Here is an 18200-nt window from a genome sequence, read left to right as displayed (position 1 = left end):
CCGCGGGGGAAGTCCTCACCTGCGAGACCGCGCGGCACGTCCCGCCGACAGCGGCGCCCCGCTCAGGCCCCGAGCGCCCCGCCCTTGACGGCCGTGACGAACCGGCCCCAGGCCCCGGCACCCATCACGAGCGCGGGCCCGTCCGGAACCTTGGAGTCCCGGACGGGGACGATGCCGGGGAGGTTGTCCAGGACCTCGACGCACTCGCCGCCGCTGGAGTTGCTGTAGCTGCTCTTGCGCCAGGAGGCCGCGCCGGGGAAGTCCTCGGCCACTTCGATGCAGTCCCCGCCGCTGGCATTGCTGTAGCTGCTCTTGCGCCAGCGTGCACCGCCGAAGTCATTCCTGCTGGGCTGCATTTCTGTAGTCCTCTGCCGTCGCCTCGATCATGGCCAGGGACGCCTTCGGTGACAGTGCGGCGGCCCTGAGCAGATCGTACGACCTGCGGTAGTCCTTCACGAGGGGCGGAAAATCAATGAGTTGGCCACTGTGGACACCTTCGGTGTAGATCACCGGCGGAGCGTCCGGGAAGGTCATCACCTTCACCATGCCCATCATCAGCGGGAAGGCCGTAGCCGTTTCGGGCATGACCTGGAGAATTCCCTGCGTGCCCTTGATGACCGTCGCGATGTGCGCGAGCTGGTCAGCCATCGGGCCAGGCTCCAACAGCGGCCTGCGCAGCATTGATTCGTGCACGATCGCCCAGAAGGCCGGACGCTGCTCACGGCCCCAGATCTCAGCACGCTCTATCCGCGCCGCGACCTGCTTCTCCACGGTCTTCGGCGGCAACCACGGCATTCCGCAGCGCACCACCTCCCGTGCGTACGCCTTGGTCTGGAGCAATCCAGGAATGAGCATCGGCGCCCACTCCTCGATCCGCTCCGCGAACTTCTCCATTTCCGCTACGTCCGCGAAATACTCCGCGTGACCCGACTGCTTCGCCTTGCGGACGTCCTCGCAGCGGCGCTCGAAGAAGCCGTCCGTGCCCAGCTTGGCGTCTACGTGCCGGGCCAGATCGATCGGCATACGGCGCTCGCCGCGCTCGATCTGGCTGAGGAACGAGAGCCCTCTGAAGCTCCCGTCGACCAACTGCTCAAGCGTCAGGCCCGCGGCCTCCCGCTTGTAGCGCAGCTCGGCGCCGTAGAAGGCGGGTACGTCCGCGGACGCGTTGGTTGCTTTACGTGGAGGCACAACTCACCACCATTTTTCGTGTGTTGCCCTGCGTAACTCACTGTGCTTCCACGCTAGCCGTCGTCACGTCACGCTGTGAGGGATTCGTCACAGACCGCACAGGAAGGTGGACACCATGCACGACCACGCCCCCTACGCCGACCGCACCCCCGACCCCGAGGACGTCGGCGAGCGTCTGGAAGCGCTCCAGGGTGCGCTGCACGCCAACGGCATCACGCTGCCGTCGCTCGGCCTCGATCTGCCGAGCCTCGTGGGGCATTACCGGCTGCCGCTGATCGCGCTCGGCAACTGCAACGTGGAGACGGCGGGGCGGCTGACCGAGGTGCTGCTCAAGGCGGCGGTGCGGTAAGGGAGTTGGGGCCGGTGCTGCGGCGGCCCGTACGGACCGCCGCGCGTCACTCGGCCCCCGCCTCCCCCGTCGGCCGGATGTCCGCCTCCCACTTCTCCTCGATGCGGGCGAACTTCCATACGGCCAGCGCGACGAGCCAGGTGACGAAGAAGATGCCGACGATCACGAAGCCGATGATGTTGAGGTCGAGTCCGGCGATCCAGTCCCAGAAGGCGCCGTGCAGACCGAGCTTGTCGGCGAGCAGGCCGAGCAGTTCGACGGTGCCGATGATCAGCGCGACCGCGACCGACAGGCCGGTGATGGTGAGGTTGTAGTAGACCTTGCGGACCGGCTTGGAGAAGGCCCAGCCGTAGGCGAAGTTCATGAACGAGCCGTCGATGGTGTCCAGGAGACTCATGCCGGCCGCGAAGAGCACCGGCAGGCAGAGGATGGCGTACCAGGGCAGCCCGGACGCGGCGCCTGATCCGGCGAGTACGAGGAGTGCGACCTCGGTCGCGGTGTCGAAGCCGAGGCCGAAGAGCAGGCCGAGCGGGTACATCTGCCAGGGCTTGGTGATCGACTTCATGACGCGGCCGAGCAGCCGGTTCATCAGCCCGCGCTTGTCGAGCTGGTCCTCCAGGGCCGCCTCGTCGAAGTCGCCGGCCCGCATCCGGCGGAAGACCTGCCAGATCCCGGCCAGGATGACGAGGTTGACCGCCGCGATGACGTACAGGAAGACGCCGGAGACGGTGGTGCCGATCAGACCGGTGACGTCGTGCAGCCGGGAGCCGTCGTCCTGGACAGGTCCGGCCAGGGCCCGTACGCCGAGCGAGAGCAGGAAGGCCAGCCCGAAGACGATGCTGGAGTGGCCGAGCGAGAACCAGAAGCCGACCGAGAGCGGGCGCTGCCCCTCGTTCATCAGCTTCCGGGTGGTGTTGTCGATGGCGGCGATGTGGTCGGCGTCGAAGGCGTGCCGCATGCCCAGGGTGTAGGCGGTGACGCCGATGCCGATGCCGAAGGTCTTGGTTCCCAGGCTGTAGTGCTCCGGCGCGACGATCGCCACCAGCGTGAACCAGCCGATCACGTGCAGGGCGAGGATGAACGCGGCCATGCCGCCCAGACGGCCCCACTCGGCGCGGGTCATCGAGCGGGCGATGCGCTGCCTGCGGGTGGCGGCGGGCGCGGTGGCCTGCGGTACGGCGGGGGGCACGGGCATGGGCGGTACTGCTCTCTTCCGGTGGGTCGCGTCCGGTGGGTCGCGCCTCTCCTTCTGCGGGCGCCCCTCCTCACGTTGCTGCGCTGGTTTCGCAGTTGCAACCAGTGCGCAGTAAAGACCGGGAAAGGTTCATCCCATCCCGCGCGACGGCACCGAACGGGCGGAATCCCTCTGCCTGGGGGCGGCATCGGTCGGCCGGTCACCCCGGGGAGCGCCCGGCACATCCCAACTCCCTTTGCTGCACCGGACGTTCACTTGACATGCACAAAGCCGGGACGCTTGTCTGGGCCGTCAACCCGCTCTCCGCCCTGCGACTGGAGGAGATCATGCGCCCGACCCCGCACTCCGGCGGCACCGCCCGCCACTCCCGATCCACCCGCCTCAGAAGGCTCGCCACCGCCTCCTGCCTGCTGGCCTTCCTGGCACCCGCCCTCCCGTCGTCGGCGGCGGCACAGGCAGCCGCCCCCCACGCAGCCGACCAGCCCATCTGCAACAAGCACTGCGATGCCCGCGACCCCCAGCACGCCGCCGACGACCACACCGCCGCCACCGCGTCGGTCCACTCGCGCGCCCTCGCCCTCCACCTCTCTGACAACGATGTCATGGGCTGGGCCTCGATCGACAACGGCAACCCCGGCGACGAGATCTGGCTCGACCGCTCCTTCGACGGCGGGCAGACCTGGGCATCGGGCAGCAGGCTCGGCGCCACCAAGACCCCCGAGGGCTCGCGGGGCTGGCGCAGCCAGATGTACAACGTCGACGACTGGAACCACGCAGGGGTCGGCGCGCTGCGCGCCTGCGGCAAGGCGGGCGACCGGCCCGAAATCGCCTGCACTCCGTGGAAGCGCACCACCTGGAACTCCTGGAGCAGGAGCACCGCGGCGGCCACCGCGCTGATGATGGGCTACCACCGCGACACCGGGAAGTTCGCCGGCTGGTGGACCTCGGCCACCGCGCTGACCTCGCTCATCGACAACATCCGCGTCAGCGGCATGCCGAGCTACACGTACGCCATCTCCACCACCTACGACAAGCTCCGCGGCGAGCAGGACGGCGACTTCAAGAACTCCTATCTCGACGACACCGGCTGGTGGGGCCTGGCCTGGGTCGCCGCGTACGACGTGACGGGCGAGCGGCGGTACCTGGACACCGCCCGCGCCGACGCCGACCACATGCACGACTACTGGACCTCCGCCTGCGGGGGCGGCGTCCAGTGGGCCACCGACAAGCCGTACAAGAACGCCATCACCAACGAGCTGTACCTGCACCTCAACGCGTCCCTGCACAACCGCATCGACGGCGACCGCACCTACCTCCAGCGCGCCGAGGACGAGTGGTCCTGGTTCCAGGGCAGCGGCATGACCAACTCGGGCCACAGCATCAACGACGGCCTCGACAACTCCTGCAAGAACAACGGCCAGTTGACCTGGACGTACAACCAGGGCGTCATCCTCGCCGGTCTCGCCGAACTCCACCGCGCCACCGGCGACGCGTCCGTCCTGAACAGCGCCCGCACCCTGGCCGACGCCTCCACCTCATCGACCTACCTCAACCCGGGCGGCACCCTGCACGAGCCCTACGAACCGGACGGCACCGGCTGCACATCCGACGGCGACTCCTTCAAGGGCCCCTACGCCCGCGGCCTGGGCATCCTCAACAAGGAACTCCCCGACCACCCCTACACCCCCTACCTCAACCACCAGGCCACCACCCTCCACACCAAGAACCGCACCTCCCTCGACCAGTACGGCCCCCACTGGGCCGGCCCCTTCACCACCACCGGCAACGGCTGCCAACACAGCGCCCTGGACCTGCTGAACGCGGCTTCGCAGGGGTGAGGGGGATGCGCGCCGGGGCCGTTACCCGAAGGGGGTGGGGGGAAGCGCGGCCCCGGTGGGCTCCATCAGCGCGAGGCGGGGATCCACCGGCGCGACGGGCACGGCGCCGGGCGCCGGGGCGGACACCTGTTGCTGCTTCGTGCCGGGGGGCAGGAAGCAGGGGGTAGTCACGGAGAAGACGAGCTGCGTGGGCGGCAGATAACTCTCCACCGAGACGGAGAGGTTGTCCTTGCCGCCCTTCGCGTCCATCAGCGCCCACGGGTCCTGGGATTTGTCCTCCCGGTAGCCGCTGATCCGGTACCCCTCGGCCTCCAGCCTCTTGCGCATGGCGCGGATCGCCTTGCCGTGCTCGGCCTCGGGGAGCGCGGCCCGCACCGCGTAGGTCAGGTCGAAGCGGCCGTCATCGGCGGATTCGCCCTCCTTGCCGAAGCAGTCACGGAACTCCTTGTGGACGGTCTTGCCGTCCGCCTTCAGGTCGTACTCCCCGGCAAGCAAGTCGACCAGGCTCCTGACCAGCTGCTCGGCCTGCCCCTGGCTCTTGACCGGGAGCGGGTCGTTCTTTCCTCCGTCGTTCATACATCCTCCTGATGCGAGCAGGGCCAGCAGGGCGAATCCGAGCGCTCCTATGCGACCTGCCCGCCCGGGGGTCCGTAGCGTCATGAGTGGTAATCCCCCTTCGAGGCGTCCCGGCCGGCGATGATGCGGCCCTGGTTGGCCAGGCTCTCGCTCCCCTTGTCCCAGTAGCCGCCGTGGCCTTCGGTGTCCACGTCGAAGACCTTGCCGCCGAACTCCTTCTCCATCGGGTCTTCGCCCAAGGTCAGTCCCGACGTGTGGTTGGAGACGAAGTCGTCCTTGGCGCCCCCGGCCCACACGTGATCGGGGTCCATGTTCAAGTCCTTGGCGTGCTCCACGGTCATGCCGGGGCTGCCGACCACGACGATGTCGTCGGCGTCGAGGCCACCGCCGTGGGACGCGCCGACACCCACCACCGTCGAGCCGTAGCTGTGCCCGAGCACGGTCATGTGCGCGCGATCGCCCTCATGGGTCTCACGCAGGCCGTGGGTGAAGCTCTGCAGGTCGCCGCCGGCCGGGTTGGCACGCCCCGTGGAAAACATGCTGTTGTCGGTCTCGGGGGCGTCATACCCGAGCCAGGAGACGACGGCGGTGTCCTTGGCGCCCTTGTCGACAGCCGCTTGCTGCAGCCTGTCCACGCGGTCGATCTGCTCATCGACGTTCGACAAGTCGTTGTCGGTGCCCGGTACTTGCACGGCAACATTGCGGGCGGTGTCCGGATTTCCCTGTGCGACGACGGCCCGCCCGTCGTGCTTCGTGTCGATCCCGAGTACGTAGAGCCGTTTGCCGTCGGCGCCGGTGCCGTCGGCCTTGTCGAGCGCGTTCTGGAGCTTCCGCAGGCCGTCGTACTGCCGCTGGTCGTGGATCCCCAACTCGCCGTTCTGCTTCTTCATGTCGTACTCCGCGAGCTGCAGATCCACCGTCTTGCGGTTCGCCTCGTCGCGGTCGGCGCTGGGTATGCCGTCGAGCCAGCCGATCTTCTCGGGGTAAGCATCGAGGTAGGACTGCTTTTCCTGCTCGGTGAGGCCCGCCCACCACTTGGCGTTCTCCTTCGGGTCCTTCTTCGACGGGATGGATTCCTCGTCGATGTGGGAGAACCCGGCGACCGCGCGGGCGCCGTCCTTCGCCGCCGATGCTCCGTAATCCTTGTCGAGGGTGAAGGCGTCGATCTTCTGAAGGAGCTGCATCCCTTTCCAGTCGGCGGAACCGGCGTTGTCGATGGCGGTCTGGATCATGTCCTTGTAGAGGTCCATGTCAGCGACGCGCCCGCGATACTGCGCCTGCGCCTCGTCATCGGCATTCCCGGTGGGGCAGGGGCTGTTGTCCGTCACGTTGCCGTGGTCGTCGACCGCGAACCCATTGCCTTCCGCGACGCGCACCGCCATCCGCAACTGATCCTGGGCCAGTTTCATATCGACATGAACGGTGTCCAGGACGGTGGCGATGGAGGTGACGTCGGACTGCGCGGTGCCGAGCTGGGTCTCGCTCGCCTCCATCTTCATGAATCCGTAGCGGGCGTCCACGCCCTGCCACCCACTGGCGTGCAGCGGCCCTGTCACCTTCTGCCGGTGCCTGACCTGGGCCGCCTCCAACTCCTTGGCCAGTTTCTGCCAGGACCTGACGGCGGCTTCCAGGTCGGAGAAGTCCTGCTTGATGAGTTCCTTGAAGCGCTCGGGCACCGGTTACCGCCCCTGAAACGACTGAGCGGTGACGTCTTCGTTGAACTGGTGGCCGTCGGCGGTGCGCCGCAGGCGGGACGCCGCGCTCTCGGGGTCGCCGCCGATCCGCTTGCTCAGCTCGTCCAGCGCCATGCCCCAGTCGTGGGCAACCCGTTCCATGTCCGGGCCGATGTGCCAGGACTTCAGCGCCGTACCGGCCGCTTCGATGTCGCGCTTGGCCACGGCGATGGGCGCCTGGAGATCCCCGCTGACGGCATCGGCGGCGCCTGCCGCCGCCCGCAGTTCCTCGGGTGTGACCGACATGCTGCCATGGGACATAGTCCTGTGTTCCCCCTGTTGACCGGACCGGTTGGCGAAGTAGCCACATGATCAGGACGACAAGGCTGACAGATGGGTTGCAGGCCGCTGAACTGCGGCTGGAAACCGCCCGCGGCATCCGGGCCTCTTCAGGTTCTCTCCGCGATCCGGCCCCGCCCGCGGCGGACGGACCTCACGACGCCATGGGAAGCGCCGCGCCCTCCCGCCACTTGAGGATCTTGTCGAAGCTGACGACGGCGCCGCGGCGGCCGGTGCGGTTGCGGTAGCGGACGTGGTCGGTGAGGGCTTCGATGAGGAAGAGGCCGCGGCCGTCCTCGGCGTCGGTGGGGGCCGGGGCGGGGGTCAGCAGGGCCGGGTCCGTCGGGGGGCGGGGGGTGGCGGAGAAGCCGGGGCCCGAGTCCGTGACCTCGATGCGGCAGGTGTCGCCGTCGATGAACGCCGTGACGCGGTAGTCGTCGCCCGCCGCGTCACCGCCGTGTTCGACGGCGTTCGCGCAGGCCTCGGAGAGTGCTGCCGCGAGGTCGTAGCAGATGTCCTGGTCGACGCCGGCCGTTTCCATGGCGCCGAGCAGCAGGCGTCTGGCGAGCGGCACGCTCGCAGGTTCACGGCGCAGATGGAGTGACCACCAGATGCTCATTCGCTCCAGCCTCCTGCGCCGCGGCTCGACATACCGTTACGTATTGCCGCGGTATGAGCCCCGTAAGCATGCCGGGGGAGGCACACCGCTCGATCGGCGGATGCGGGCACCGAGCGTGCCGTGTAAGCGAGCTCCGGGGTATGCGCCCCCGCGCGCCCTGCCGTCCTCCGCCGTCCCCCTGCCGCGCGCCCCTGCGCGGTGACCTGCCGTAGGCGGTGGATAAGCGCAGTGGGATGATGGCGCCGCCATGACTGCCCCCGTCGCCAGCACAGCACGCGCAGCCGCCGATCTGCGGCTGCTGAGGGCCGCGGTGTTCACCGCGGTCTGCGTCGCGCTGTCCGCTGCCGGGCACATGGCCGGGTCCTTCGCCTCGGTCCCGCTGTGGACGCTGGGCGTCGCCTGCGCCGTGGTCTTCGCGGTCGCGGTGCCGCTGGCCGACCGGGAGCGCACGCTGCCCGGCATCGCCGCAGGACTGGCCGTGGGGCAGCTCGCCCTGCACTCGCTCTTCTCGCTCGGCCAGCAGTGCGCGCCGGGCGCCGCCCCGGGCACCGCGGGCTCCGGCGGCCTCTCGGACCAGGCGGCGATCGGCCTCGCGCGGCGGCTCACCTGCGGTCTGGACGGCGTGCAGATCGACGGCGGTGAAGCGCGGCGCATCCTCGCCGAGGGCGGCGGGGTGGATCCGGCGGTGGCCGGTGCGTCGGGGATGTCCGGCATGTCTCCGGACATGGCCCCCGGGTCGGGCGGCCACAGCGCGATGGCGCACTGCCTGCTGCCCTCGCTGCCGATGCTGCTCGGACACCTGCTCGCCGCACTGGTCGCCGGGTGGCTGCTGCGCCGCGGCGAGGCGGCCCTGTGGCGGCTGGTGCGGCTCTCGGCTCCCGCGGCGCAGGAAGCGGCGGCGCAGGCGCTGGCCGGTGCGCTGCGTTCGGCGCTCGCGCTGGTCCGTTTCCTGCTCGCCGGGACCGGCGCCGCACAGGGCAACGGCCCGGCGGCGCCCCGCGCCTACGGCAGCGGCAAGGCCGGGCCGCGGGAACTCGTCCTTCAGCACAGTGTCGTCCGGCGCGGGCCGCCCGCGCTGACCCTCGCGGCCTGACGCCACGCGAAGCACGCCCGCAGGAAGGGCCGGGGCTTTCGCGTCGTCGCCGCGCGCGCCGACCCCCCTACCTCCTCCTGACTGTGGAGAGTTTCCGCCATGGCGAAAAACGAGATGACGAAGAAGACGATGATGCGCCGCCTGCCTGTTGTGGGCGGTATCGCGACGGGCAGTGTGCTGCTGCTGGCCGCGCCCGCGTTCGCGCACGTCACCGTGCAGCCCGACACCGCAGCGCAGGGCAGCTACGCGACCATCAACCTCAAGGTCCCCAACGAGCGCGACCACGCCTCGACGGTGAAGCTCGAAGTCACCCTGCCCACCGACCATCCGCTGGTGTCCGTCATGCCGCAGCCGGTGCCCGGCTGGAAGGTGAAGGTCACCGAGGCCAAGCTCGACAAGCCGGTGGAGACGCACGGCGAGAAGATCGACAAGGCCCCCTCCAAGATCACGTGGACGGCTGAAGGTGACGGCATCGAGCCCGGCCAGTTCCAGCAGTTCCCGCTCGCCGTCGGCCAGCTCCCCGAGCACGCCGGGCAGCTCGTCTTCAAGGCCCTCCAGACGTACGACAACAAGGAGGTCGTGCGCTGGATCGAGCCGGCGAAGGAGGGCGCGGCGGAGCCGGAGAATCCGGCTCCGGTGCTCAAGCTCACCGCGGCGGCCGAGGACGGCGCCGCAGGCCCGCAGGCCGCCCAGAACGCCCCGGACCAGAAGGTGTCCGAAAGCGACACCACGGCACGGGTGCTCGGCGTCGTCGGCATCGTCATCGGCATCATCGGAGTCGCGTACGGCGTCTTCGCCGGCCGACGCCGCAACGCCTGACCAGTGGCCGGGCCTGCCCTCTCCGGGCCGGCCCGGCACCCGCTTCTGACCACACGGGATACCTCTGCAATGCGTAGTAAGACCCTGATCGCGGCTGCTCTCACGGCGGTCGCCGCCCTCACCATGACGGCGTGCGGACCCGACGACGGCGGCGACAAGCCCGCCGCATCGGTCTCCGGCGCCTCCTCCAAGCCGATCGTCGCGCTGGACAGCCCGATGGAGAAGCCGGACCTCGTCCTGACCGACTCCGACGGCAAGAAGTACGACCTACTGGAGAAGACCAAGGGCCACCCGACGCTGATCTACTTCGGGTACACCAACTGCCCCGACGTCTGCCCGCTGACGATGGCCAACGTCGCCGTCGCGGTCAAGCAGCTGCCGAAGGCCGAACAGGACGATCTGCGGGTCGTGTTCATCACCTCCGACCCGGAGCGCGACACCCCGTCGGCGCTCAAGAAGTGGCTCGGCGGCATCAACAAGAAGTTCACCGGCCTGACCGGCGACTTCAAGACGATCCAGGCCGGTGCGCGCAGCGTGAACGTCGGCATCGACAAGCCGGTCACGAAGAAGAACGGCGACATCGTCTCGACGCACGGCGCGCAGGTCCTGATGGCCTCGCCCAAGGACGACCGCATCCACTGGCTTGGCATGCAGGACGCCACCGCCGACAACTACACCTCCGCACTTCCGAAGATCATCAAGGGACAGAACCCGTGAACCGCCGCACCGCCACCGCCCTCGCCCTCACCGCCGTCTCGGCCCTCGCCCTGGCCGGCTGCGGCTCCGGCGACAGCGCCCCGAAGCTGAAGGTCAGCGGCGCGTACATGCCGCAGCCCGTCAACGAGAAGATGGCGGGCGCCTTCCTCGTCATCGAGAACACCGGCTCCGCCGCCGACAAGCTGACGTCGGTCACCAGCGACCTCTCCGACGACATCTCGATACACAAGACGACCGGCAACAAGATGGAGCAGGTCAACTCCCTTCCGGTGCCCGCCAACGGCGAGCTGACGCTCTCCCGCGGCGGCAACCACCTGATGTTCATGGGCCTCAAGAAGAAGCCGGCCGCGGGCGACAAGGTCACCGTCGAGCTGCACTTCGGCACCTCCGACCCGGTCAAGGTCGAGGTGCCGGTGAAGGACGCCGCCTACACACCGAAGAAGTGACGTAGAAGTACGGAGAAAGGGGAGCACTTTCATGATCACCACCGCCCCTCGGCAGCCGCGGCCCGCGGCGCTGCGCCTGCTGATCGTCGTCGGCGCGCTGCTCGGTGTCCTGTTCGGCGGCGCCGCACCCGCCTTCGCGCACGCGGCACTGACCGGCAGCAGTCCGGCGCAGGGGGCGGTGGTGGACCATGCCCCCGAACAGGTCGCGCTCAGCTTCTCCGAAGGCGTCGCCATGAGCGACGACTCGATCCGCGTCCTGGACCCGAAGGGCAAGCGGGTCGACCGCGGCAAGCTGCGGGACCTGTGCAGCGGCGAGACCGTCAAGTACGGCACGGGGCTGCCGCCAGGACTCCCCGACGGGACGTACACCGTCGCCTGGCAGGCCATCTCCGCCGACAGCCACCCGGTGTCGGGCGCCTTCACCTTCTCGGTCGGCGCGCCCTCCGCGACCAAGGCGCCGCTGCCCCAACAGGAGGCGGGCGGCGGCCTGGTGGGCGCGCTGTACGGCATCGCCCGCTACCTCGCCTACGCCGGTTTCACGCTGCTGGTCGGCGGCGCGGTCTTCGTACTGGCCTGCCGTCCGGCGGCGGCGGGTGTCCGTCCTGTGCAGCGTCTCGTGGTCCGCGGCTGGGCGCTGCTGACGGCGACCACCCTCGCGATGCTGCTGCTGCGCGGCCCGTACACCGGGTCGGGCGACCTCGCGGACGTCTTCGATCTCGGCGTACTCAAGGGCGCCCTGGAGACCAAGCCGGGCACCGCGCTGCTCGCCCGGCTGCTGCTGCTCGCGGTGGCCGCGGTGTACCTGGCGGTGCTCTTCGGGGCGTACGCGCGGGCCCAGAGGGCGGAGCGTATCGGGGGGACCGACGGAGCGGACGGGGCGCAGGAGCTTCCCGGTGCCGGGCGGCTGCGGCGGCTGACGGCCTGGCTTTCCGCGGCGGGAGTGCTTGTCGCCGCCGGGCTCGCGACGACCTGGGCGGCGGCCGAGCACGCGTCGACCGGTCTCCAGCCCGGTATCGCGATGCCGGTCGACGTGCTGCACCTGCTGGCCTTCGCCGCCTGGCTCGGCGGCCTCGCGGCGCTGCTCGTGTCGCTGTACCGGGGTCCTGTCGTGGAGCGCACCGCGGTACGCCGCTTCTCCCGGCTGGCGTTCGGCTCCGTGCTGGTGCTGGTGGCCACCGGCATCTACCAGTCCTGGCGGCAGGTCGGCACCCTGCACGCGCTCACCGACACCGCCTACGGGCTGTTGCTGCTGCTCAAGGTGGCACTGGTCGTGGTGCTCGTCGGCATCGCGTGGACGTCCCGCCGGTGGACGGCGCGCCTGCGGGAGGCGGGCGGGGAGACGGCAGCCGCCAGGGTGCCCGCCGGTGTCACGGCGGCTTCCGGACCGGATGCCCCCGACGCGCCGGACACATCCGACGCCTCCGGCCCGGCGCCCGCCGACCCCGAGCGGGCCGCTCAACTCGCCCGTCAGCAGGCCGCGTTGAAGAGCGCGAAGGTGCGGAAGCTGCGCGACGCCGACCCGGAGCGGCGGGGGCTGCGCCGGTCGGTGCTGGCCGAGGCGTCGGTCGCCGTGGTGCTGCTCGTCGTGGCGACCGTGCTGACCGCCACCGAACCGGCCCGTACGGAAGAAGCCGTGAAGGCGGGCGAGGCCGGGCGGTCGGCGGACGCCAACCAGCCGCGGGTGCTGAACATCCCCTTCGACACCGGCGGCGCGCACGGCAAGGGCACCGCCCGCATCGACCTCGACCCGGGGCGCAGCGGCAGCGGCAACCAACTGCGGGTACGCATCGCCGACCCGTCGGGCACGACCATGAACGTCCCCGAGGTGAAGGTGTCCTTCACCTTGCGGGCCAAGAAGCTCGGGCCGCTCCCGGTGGTGCCCGAGCACGTCGGCAAGGGCCACTGGAGCGCGAACGGCGTCCAGTTGCCGGTGCCCGGACAGTGGCAGCTCGCGCTGCTCGTGCGGACGTCCGACGTCGACCAGGTGACCGAGACCAGGAACGTGAAGATCGACTGATGACCACGAAGAAGCCGAACCGGGGCCAGGGCGGACAGCCGGACCGGTCAGCGCAGCACACCGCCGACGACTCCGCGGCGGCCGAAGGATCCCCGTCCGTCGAACTGTCCCGCCGCCGGCTGCTGGGCACCGTCGGCGCGGCCGGTGCCGCCGGTCTTGTCGTCGGCGGGGCCGGCGGCGCCATAGGGTCGGCCGCCGCCCAGGGCGACGCGCCGGCCGCGCTCAGCTCCATCGGCGCGACGCGGGTGCCCTTCCGCGCGGCGCGCGCCAAGCAGCAGGCCGGCATCACCACGCCGCTCCAGGCCGCCGGTCATCTGCTCGCCTTCGACCTGGCACCGGGCAAGGACCGCAAGGCGGCAGCCGCACTGCTGCGCCGCTGGTCACAGCTGGCCGATGAGCTGATGGCGGGGCGGGCCCCGGCCGACGACACCGCCGTGGCACGCGACGCGGGCCCGTCCTCGCTCACCGTCACCTTCGGCTTCGGCCACAGCTTCTTCGCCCGTACGGGCCTGGAGAAGCAGCGGCCCGTGCAGCTCGACCCGCTGCCCGACTTCTCGTCGGACGCGCTGGACGCCGGGCGCAGCGAGGGCGACCTGTGGATCCAGATCGGTGCCGACGACGCGCTGGTCGCCTTCCACGCGCTGCGTGCGCTCCAGAAGGAGGCCGCGGGCACCGCGCGGCTGCGCTGGCAGATGAACGGCTTCAACCGCACGCCTGGCGCCACCGCGCAGCCGCTGACCGCCCGCAACCTCATGGGCCAGATCGACGGCACCAACAACCCCAAGCCGTCCGACCAGGACTTCGACGAGCGGATCTTCGTGGGGCGGGACGCCGACCAGGCGTGGATGCGCGGCGGTTCGTACGCCGTCGTCCGCCGCATCCGGATGCTCCTCGACGACTGGGAGAAGCGTTCGCGCGACGAGCAGGAGCGGGTGATAGGCCGCCGGAAGGTCAGCGGCGCCCCGCTGACCGGCGGCTCGGAGACCACACCGATGCAGCTGGATGCGACCGGTGCCGACGGGCTGCCGGTCATCCCCGCCAACGCGCACGCCCGGATCGCCGCGCCGGATTCCAACCAGGGGGCGGCGATGCTGCGCCGCCCGTTCTCCTTCCATGACGGGTTCCGCGACGACGGCGCACCGGACGCAGGGCTGCTCTTCATCTGCTGGCAGGCCGATCCGCTGCGCGCCTTCACCCAGATCCAGCGGAAGCTGGACCGCGGCGACGCGCTGTCGCCGTTCCTGCGGCACGAGGCGAGCGGCCTGTACGCGGTGCCGCCCGCCCCGGAGCAGGGCGGCTACGTCGGGCAGTCGCTGCTGGAGGGCTGATCCCGGCCCCGCGTCCACAGGGTGGCGGGTGCGGGGGCCGCTCTGTGGACGGAGCCCGCGGGGCCGGGCCGGGTCTCGGTATCGTGAACGCAAGGGAGATCGGCGGGACGTCCCCGCAAGAACGCGAGGGAGACACCTGCATGTCGGCCAGTCGCTACACCTATCTCGGCCCGGCGGGCACCTTTACGGAGGCGGCGCTGCGCACGCTCCCCGAATCGGCGACCCGCGAGCTGGTGCCGATGGTGTCCGTACCGGCCGCGCTGGACGCGGTGCGGAGCGGTGAGGCCGCGGCTGCGCTGGTCCCGATCGAGAACTCCGTCGAGGGCGGCGTGACCACCACCCTGGACGAACTGGCCGCAGGCGAACCGCTGATGATCTACCGCGAGGTGCTGCTGCCGATCGCCTTCGCCCTGCTGGTGCGCCCCGGTACGCCACTGTCCGACGTCAAGACGGTGACCGGGCACCCCGTCGCCCAGCCGCAGGTCCGCAAGTGGCTGGCGGCCCATCTCCCGGAAGCGGTCTGGGAGTCGGCGGCGTCGAACGCGGACGGCGCGCGGCTGGTGCAGGAGGGCCGCTACGACGGCGCGTTCGCCGGGGAGTTCGCCGCGGCGACCTACGGCCTGGAGCCGCTGGTCACCGACATCCACGACGCGCAGAACGCCGCCACCCGCTTCGTCCTGGTCGGCCGCCCGGCCCGGCCCGCCGCGCCCACCGGCGCGGACAAGACCTCGGTGGCGCTGTGGCTGCGCGCCGACCACCCCGGTGCGCTCCTGGAGCTGCTCCAGGAGTACGCGGTGCGCGGCGTGAACATGATGCGCATCGAGTCCCGCCCGACCGGCGAGGGCATCGGCCGCTACTGCTTCTCGGTGGACTGCGAGGGCCACATCACCGACCGCCGGGTCAGCGAGGTGCTGATGGGGCTCAAGCGGGTGTGCCGCGAGGTGCGCTTCCTCGGTTCGTACCCGCGCGCCGACCAGGTGTCGGCGACGGTCCGCCCGGACATGACGGACGCGGCGTTCACCGATGCGTCGGACTGGCTGACTCGTTGCCTCGACGGCCGGGCCTGACCGGTCGGCCGGCCGGGCCCGGCGGACACTGTCCGGCCCGGCGGGGCGTACCCGACCTGGGGCTTTCGCCGGGGTGTGGAGACTGTCCACAAAGTTATCCACAGGCATGAGTCTCGACCTGTGGGTAAGTCGACATGGGAGTCGATGTGAGAGTCCGGCAACCTCGACAAATCACCCCTTCGTTACCAGATCACCCCACAGACCCCCGCACCCTCTGAAGTGGGCTGTGTCAGCGCAATTCCCTCGGCCAATCCTTTAGGGCGAGGCAACTCCATGCGAAAGAGTGGGGGAACGGGGTTTGGACAACGAATCCATAGCGGACGATTCGCCTACCGGAACGAGGGATTCCGAGTTCCACAGTTTTCACACACAGCCTGTGGATAAGAATCGCCGAACCCCTCCCCCCTGTGGACAACTCCGGTTTTCCCCAGCCGCCCGAGCCCCGGAATCCCCTTCCCGCCACTTCCCTCGGACGCCCCGCCAACTCCCTCCACACACCCAGTTGATCAACGGTCGGCGCACGCCTCGCGCATCCACCCCGAATCCCGCCGGGAAATTCCCCGTCGAGATTCGGCCACTCCCGAGCGGCATCCCGGAGGCCCCTACGGACACCCGGGCGCGCTTCGTATCGCTTTGCCGTAGATCACGGCGACACTTCGGCGGACACTTCACGGTCACTTCGGCGGCACTTTCCGCTCACCATTGACCGCATTCCCGTCTGTCACTGCATGAGAATAAACAATCCCAAAGCGGACATAACGCCCGCAGTGAAATATCGCGTCGAGCGCCCCGGCCCGGTCCCGGTAGCCTGGGGGGGTGATTGACCTTCGCCTGCTTCGTGAGGACCCCGACCGTGTGCGCGCGTCCCAGCGCGCCCGTGGAGAGGACGTCGAACTCGTCGACGCGCTTCTCTCCGCCGACGAGCGGAGCAGGTCGTCCAGCGTCCGCTTCGACGAGCTGCGCGCCGAGCAGAAGGCGCTCGGCAAGCTCATCCCCAAGGCGGCGGGCGACGAGAAGGCCGTGCTGCTGAAGAAGGCGGGCGAGCTGTCCGCCGCCGTCAAGGAAGCCGACGCCGCGCAGGACGAGGCCAAGGCCGAGACCCAGGCCCTGCTGCGCAAGCTCGGCAACCTCGTCCACCCGGACGTCCCCGTGGGCGGCGAGGAGGACTTCACCGTCCTGGAAACCCTCGGCACCCGCCGCGACTTCGCCGCCGAGGGCTTCGAGCCCAAGGACCACCTGGAGATCGGCGAACTGCTCGGCGCGATCGACGTCGAGCGCGGCGCCAAGGTCTCCGGCTCGCGCTTCTACTACCTGACGGGCGTCGGCGCGCTGCTGGAGCTCGCCCTCGTCAACGCCGCCATCGCGCAGGCCACCGCGGCCGGCTTCACGCCGATGCTGACCCCGGCGCTGGTCCGCCCGCGCGCCATGGAGGGCACCGGCTTCCTCGGCCAGGCCGCGGAGAACGTCTACCACCTGGAGAAGGACGACTACTACCTGGTCGGCACCTCCGAGGTCCCGCTCGCCGCGTACCACATGGACGAGATCGTCGACGCGTCCAAGCTGCCGCTGCGCTACGCCGGTTTCTCGCCGTGCTTCCGCCGCGAGGCCGGCACGTACGGCAAGGACACCCGCGGCATCTTCCGCGTCCACCAGTTCGACAAGGTGGAGATGTTCTCCTACGTCGCGCCGGAGGACGCGCAGGCCGAGCACCAGCGCCTGCTGGACTGGGAGAAGCAGTGGCTGACCGGCCTGGAGCTGCCGTTCCAGGTGATCGACGTCGCCACCGGTGACCTCGGTGCCTCCGCCTCCCGCAAGTTCGACTGCGAGGCGTGGATCCCGACCCAGGGCAAGTACCGCGAGCTGACGTCGGCGTCGAACTGCGACGAGTTCCAGGCCCGCCGCCTCTCCGTCCGGATGCGCGAGAACGTCGAGGGCAAGCAGAAGGTCTCGCCGCTGGCGACGCTGAACGGCACGCTCTGCGCCGTCCCGCGCACCATCGTGGCGATCTTCGAGAACCACCAGCAGGCGGACGGCTCGGTGCGCGTCCCCGAGGTACTCCGCCCCTACCTGGGCGGTCGCGAGATCCTGGAGCCCGTCGCCAAGTGACCTCCCCAGTCCCGGACGCTGCCCCGGCAGTGCCGTACAAACTCATCGCGACGGACCTCGACGGGACGTTGCTGCGGCACGACGGGACCATCTCGGAGCGCTCCCGCGCCGCGCTCGCCACGGCCACCGCGGCGGGCGCGGCACACATCGTCGTCACCGGCCGGGCCGTGCCCTGGACCCGGCACATCCTCGACGCGCTCGACTACCGGGGGCTCGCGGTGTGCGGGCAGGGCTCGCAGGTGTACCACGCGGGTGAACAGCGGCTGCTGACGTCCGTGACACTCGACCGCCGGCTCGCCGAGCTCGCCCTCGCCAAGATCGAGGCGGAGACCGGCCCGCTGCGGCTGGCCGCGAGCCGGGACGGTCTGGCGGGCGAGGTGCTGGTCGGCCCCGGCTACCGCATCACCGAAGGGCCGCTGCCCAGCGTCCAGATCGATGATCCGGCCGAGCTGTGGTCGGCGCCGATCAACAAGGTCTACCTCCAGCACCCCACGCTGCACGACGACGCGCTGGCCCAGGCCGCACGCGCCACCGCCGGCGATCTCGTCGGGGTGACGGTCTCCGGGCCCGGCATCGTCGAGCTGCTGCCACTCGGCCTGACCAAGGCCACCGGTCTTTCGCTGGCCGCCCGCCGCCTCGGCGCCAAGGGCAGCGAGACCCTCGCCTTCGGTGACATGCCCAACGACCTCCCGATGTTCGCCTGGGCCGCGCACGGCGTCGCCATGGCCAACGCCCACGACGAACTGAAGGCCGTCGCCGACGAGATCACCGCGTCCAACGAGGACGACGGCATCGCGGTGGTGCTGGAGCGGCTGTACGGGCGCTGAGCG

18 protein-coding genes are annotated in these 18200 nt (G+C 70.2%); 11 read left to right on the top strand and 7 right to left on the bottom strand.

Annotated features, from left to right (window positions below; all coding sequences use genetic code 11):
- Positions 1–62: 62 nt before the first annotated feature.
- Positions 63–356 carry a DUF397 domain-containing protein gene (locus tag ACGFNI_RS17215; protein WP_393684548.1) on the bottom strand — a complete coding sequence of 98 codons (294 nt, stop codon included), beginning with the start codon at positions 354–356 and terminating at the stop codon, positions 63–65.
- Positions 337–1188 carry a helix-turn-helix domain-containing protein gene (locus ACGFNI_RS17210; protein ID WP_393684546.1) on the bottom strand — a complete coding sequence of 284 codons (852 nt, stop codon included), beginning with the start codon at positions 1186–1188 and terminating at the stop codon, positions 337–339. The genes ACGFNI_RS17215 and ACGFNI_RS17210 overlap by 20 nt, the downstream gene beginning before the upstream one ends.
- A gap of 115 nt (positions 1189–1303) precedes the next feature.
- On the opposite strand from ACGFNI_RS17210, the gene ACGFNI_RS17205 reads away from it, so the two are divergent.
- On the top strand, positions 1304–1537 hold the full coding sequence (locus tag ACGFNI_RS17205; RefSeq protein ID WP_393684544.1) for a hypothetical protein: 234 nt from the start codon (positions 1304–1306) through the stop codon (positions 1535–1537).
- A gap of 46 nt (positions 1538–1583) precedes the next feature.
- Here ACGFNI_RS17205 and ACGFNI_RS17200 read toward each other — a convergent pair whose 3' ends face one another.
- Complete coding sequence (locus ACGFNI_RS17200) at positions 1584–2660, bottom strand: HoxN/HupN/NixA family nickel/cobalt transporter (protein ID WP_393684663.1); 1077 nt, start codon at positions 2658–2660, stop codon at positions 1584–1586.
- Between the two features lie 398 nt (positions 2661–3058).
- Here ACGFNI_RS17200 and ACGFNI_RS17195 point away from each other — a divergent pair, with 398 nt between their 5' ends.
- Positions 3059–4570 carry a glycoside hydrolase family 76 protein gene (locus tag ACGFNI_RS17195; protein ID WP_393684661.1) on the top strand — a complete coding sequence of 504 codons (1512 nt, stop codon included), beginning with the start codon at positions 3059–3061 and terminating at the stop codon, positions 4568–4570.
- A gap of 21 nt (positions 4571–4591) precedes the next feature.
- Here the strand turns inward: ACGFNI_RS17195 and ACGFNI_RS17190 are convergent, their stop codons facing one another.
- The 4 genes from ACGFNI_RS17190 to ACGFNI_RS17175 all read right to left on the bottom strand — a co-directional run bounded on the left by ACGFNI_RS17190 (position 4592) and on the right by ACGFNI_RS17175 (position 7777).
- Positions 4592–5146, bottom strand: a complete 555-nt coding sequence (locus ACGFNI_RS17190; RefSeq protein ID WP_393684542.1) for a hypothetical protein — start codon at positions 5144–5146, stop codon at positions 4592–4594.
- Positions 5147–5226: 80 nt separating this feature from the next.
- Positions 5227–6822, bottom strand: a complete 1596-nt coding sequence (locus tag ACGFNI_RS17185; protein ID WP_393684541.1) for an alpha/beta hydrolase — start codon at positions 6820–6822, stop codon at positions 5227–5229.
- Between the two features lie 3 nt (positions 6823–6825).
- Complete coding sequence (locus ACGFNI_RS17180; RefSeq protein ID WP_393684539.1) at positions 6826–7125, bottom strand: hypothetical protein; 300 nt, start codon at positions 7123–7125, stop codon at positions 6826–6828.
- A gap of 187 nt (positions 7126–7312) precedes the next feature.
- On the bottom strand, positions 7313–7777 hold the full coding sequence (locus ACGFNI_RS17175; RefSeq protein ID WP_393684537.1) for an ATP-binding protein: 465 nt from the start codon (positions 7775–7777) through the stop codon (positions 7313–7315).
- Between the two features lie 247 nt (positions 7778–8024).
- Here ACGFNI_RS17175 and ACGFNI_RS17170 point away from each other — a divergent pair, with 247 nt between their 5' ends.
- The 9 genes from ACGFNI_RS17170 (at position 8025) to ACGFNI_RS17130 (ending at position 18197) form a co-directional block, all read left to right on the top strand.
- Positions 8025–8870: a hypothetical protein gene (locus ACGFNI_RS17170; protein ID WP_393684536.1), complete on the top strand. Its 846-nt coding sequence runs from the start codon at positions 8025–8027 to the stop codon at positions 8868–8870.
- A 99-nt stretch (positions 8871–8969) separates the two neighbouring features.
- The gene (locus ACGFNI_RS17165; protein ID WP_393684534.1) at positions 8970–9689 is read left to right on the top strand and encodes a YcnI family protein; all 720 of its coding nucleotides are present in this window, start codon (positions 8970–8972) and stop codon (positions 9687–9689) included.
- Between the two features lie 69 nt (positions 9690–9758).
- Positions 9759–10406: an SCO family protein gene (locus ACGFNI_RS17160; protein ID WP_393684532.1), complete on the top strand. Its 648-nt coding sequence runs from the start codon at positions 9759–9761 to the stop codon at positions 10404–10406.
- On the top strand, positions 10403–10852 hold the full coding sequence (locus ACGFNI_RS17155; RefSeq protein WP_393684530.1) for a copper chaperone PCu(A)C: 450 nt from the start codon (positions 10403–10405) through the stop codon (positions 10850–10852). Before ACGFNI_RS17160 ends, ACGFNI_RS17155 begins: the two co-directional genes overlap by 4 nt.
- A 31-nt stretch (positions 10853–10883) precedes the next feature.
- Entirely contained in the window at positions 10884–12869 is a 1986-nt protein-coding gene (locus tag ACGFNI_RS17150) for a copper resistance CopC/CopD family protein (protein WP_393684529.1), read from the top strand.
- Positions 12869–14197: an iron uptake transporter deferrochelatase/peroxidase subunit gene (gene efeB / locus ACGFNI_RS17145; RefSeq protein WP_393684528.1), complete on the top strand. Its 1329-nt coding sequence runs from the start codon at positions 12869–12871 to the stop codon at positions 14195–14197. Before ACGFNI_RS17150 ends, efeB begins: the two co-directional genes overlap by 1 nt.
- Before the next feature lie 140 nt (positions 14198–14337).
- Entirely contained in the window at positions 14338–15264 is a 927-nt protein-coding gene (gene pheA / locus ACGFNI_RS17140; protein WP_393684526.1) for a prephenate dehydratase, read from the top strand.
- Between the two features lie 816 nt (positions 15265–16080).
- Entirely contained in the window at positions 16081–17370 is a 1290-nt protein-coding gene (gene serS / locus ACGFNI_RS17135; protein WP_393684525.1) for a serine--tRNA ligase, read from the top strand.
- The gene (locus ACGFNI_RS17130; protein WP_393684523.1) at positions 17367–18197 is read left to right on the top strand and encodes an HAD family hydrolase; all 831 of its coding nucleotides are present in this window, start codon (positions 17367–17369) and stop codon (positions 18195–18197) included. Before serS ends, ACGFNI_RS17130 begins: the two co-directional genes overlap by 4 nt.
- The last annotated feature ends 3 nt before the right edge of the window (positions 18198–18200 follow it).

This window comes from Streptomyces sp. NPDC048644, assembly GCF_043199105.1.
Taxonomy (GTDB): Bacteria; Actinomycetota; Actinomycetes; order Streptomycetales; family Streptomycetaceae; genus Streptomyces.
Note: the sequence above shows the minus strand (reverse complement) of the source record. Positions and strands in the feature narration are given on the sequence as shown.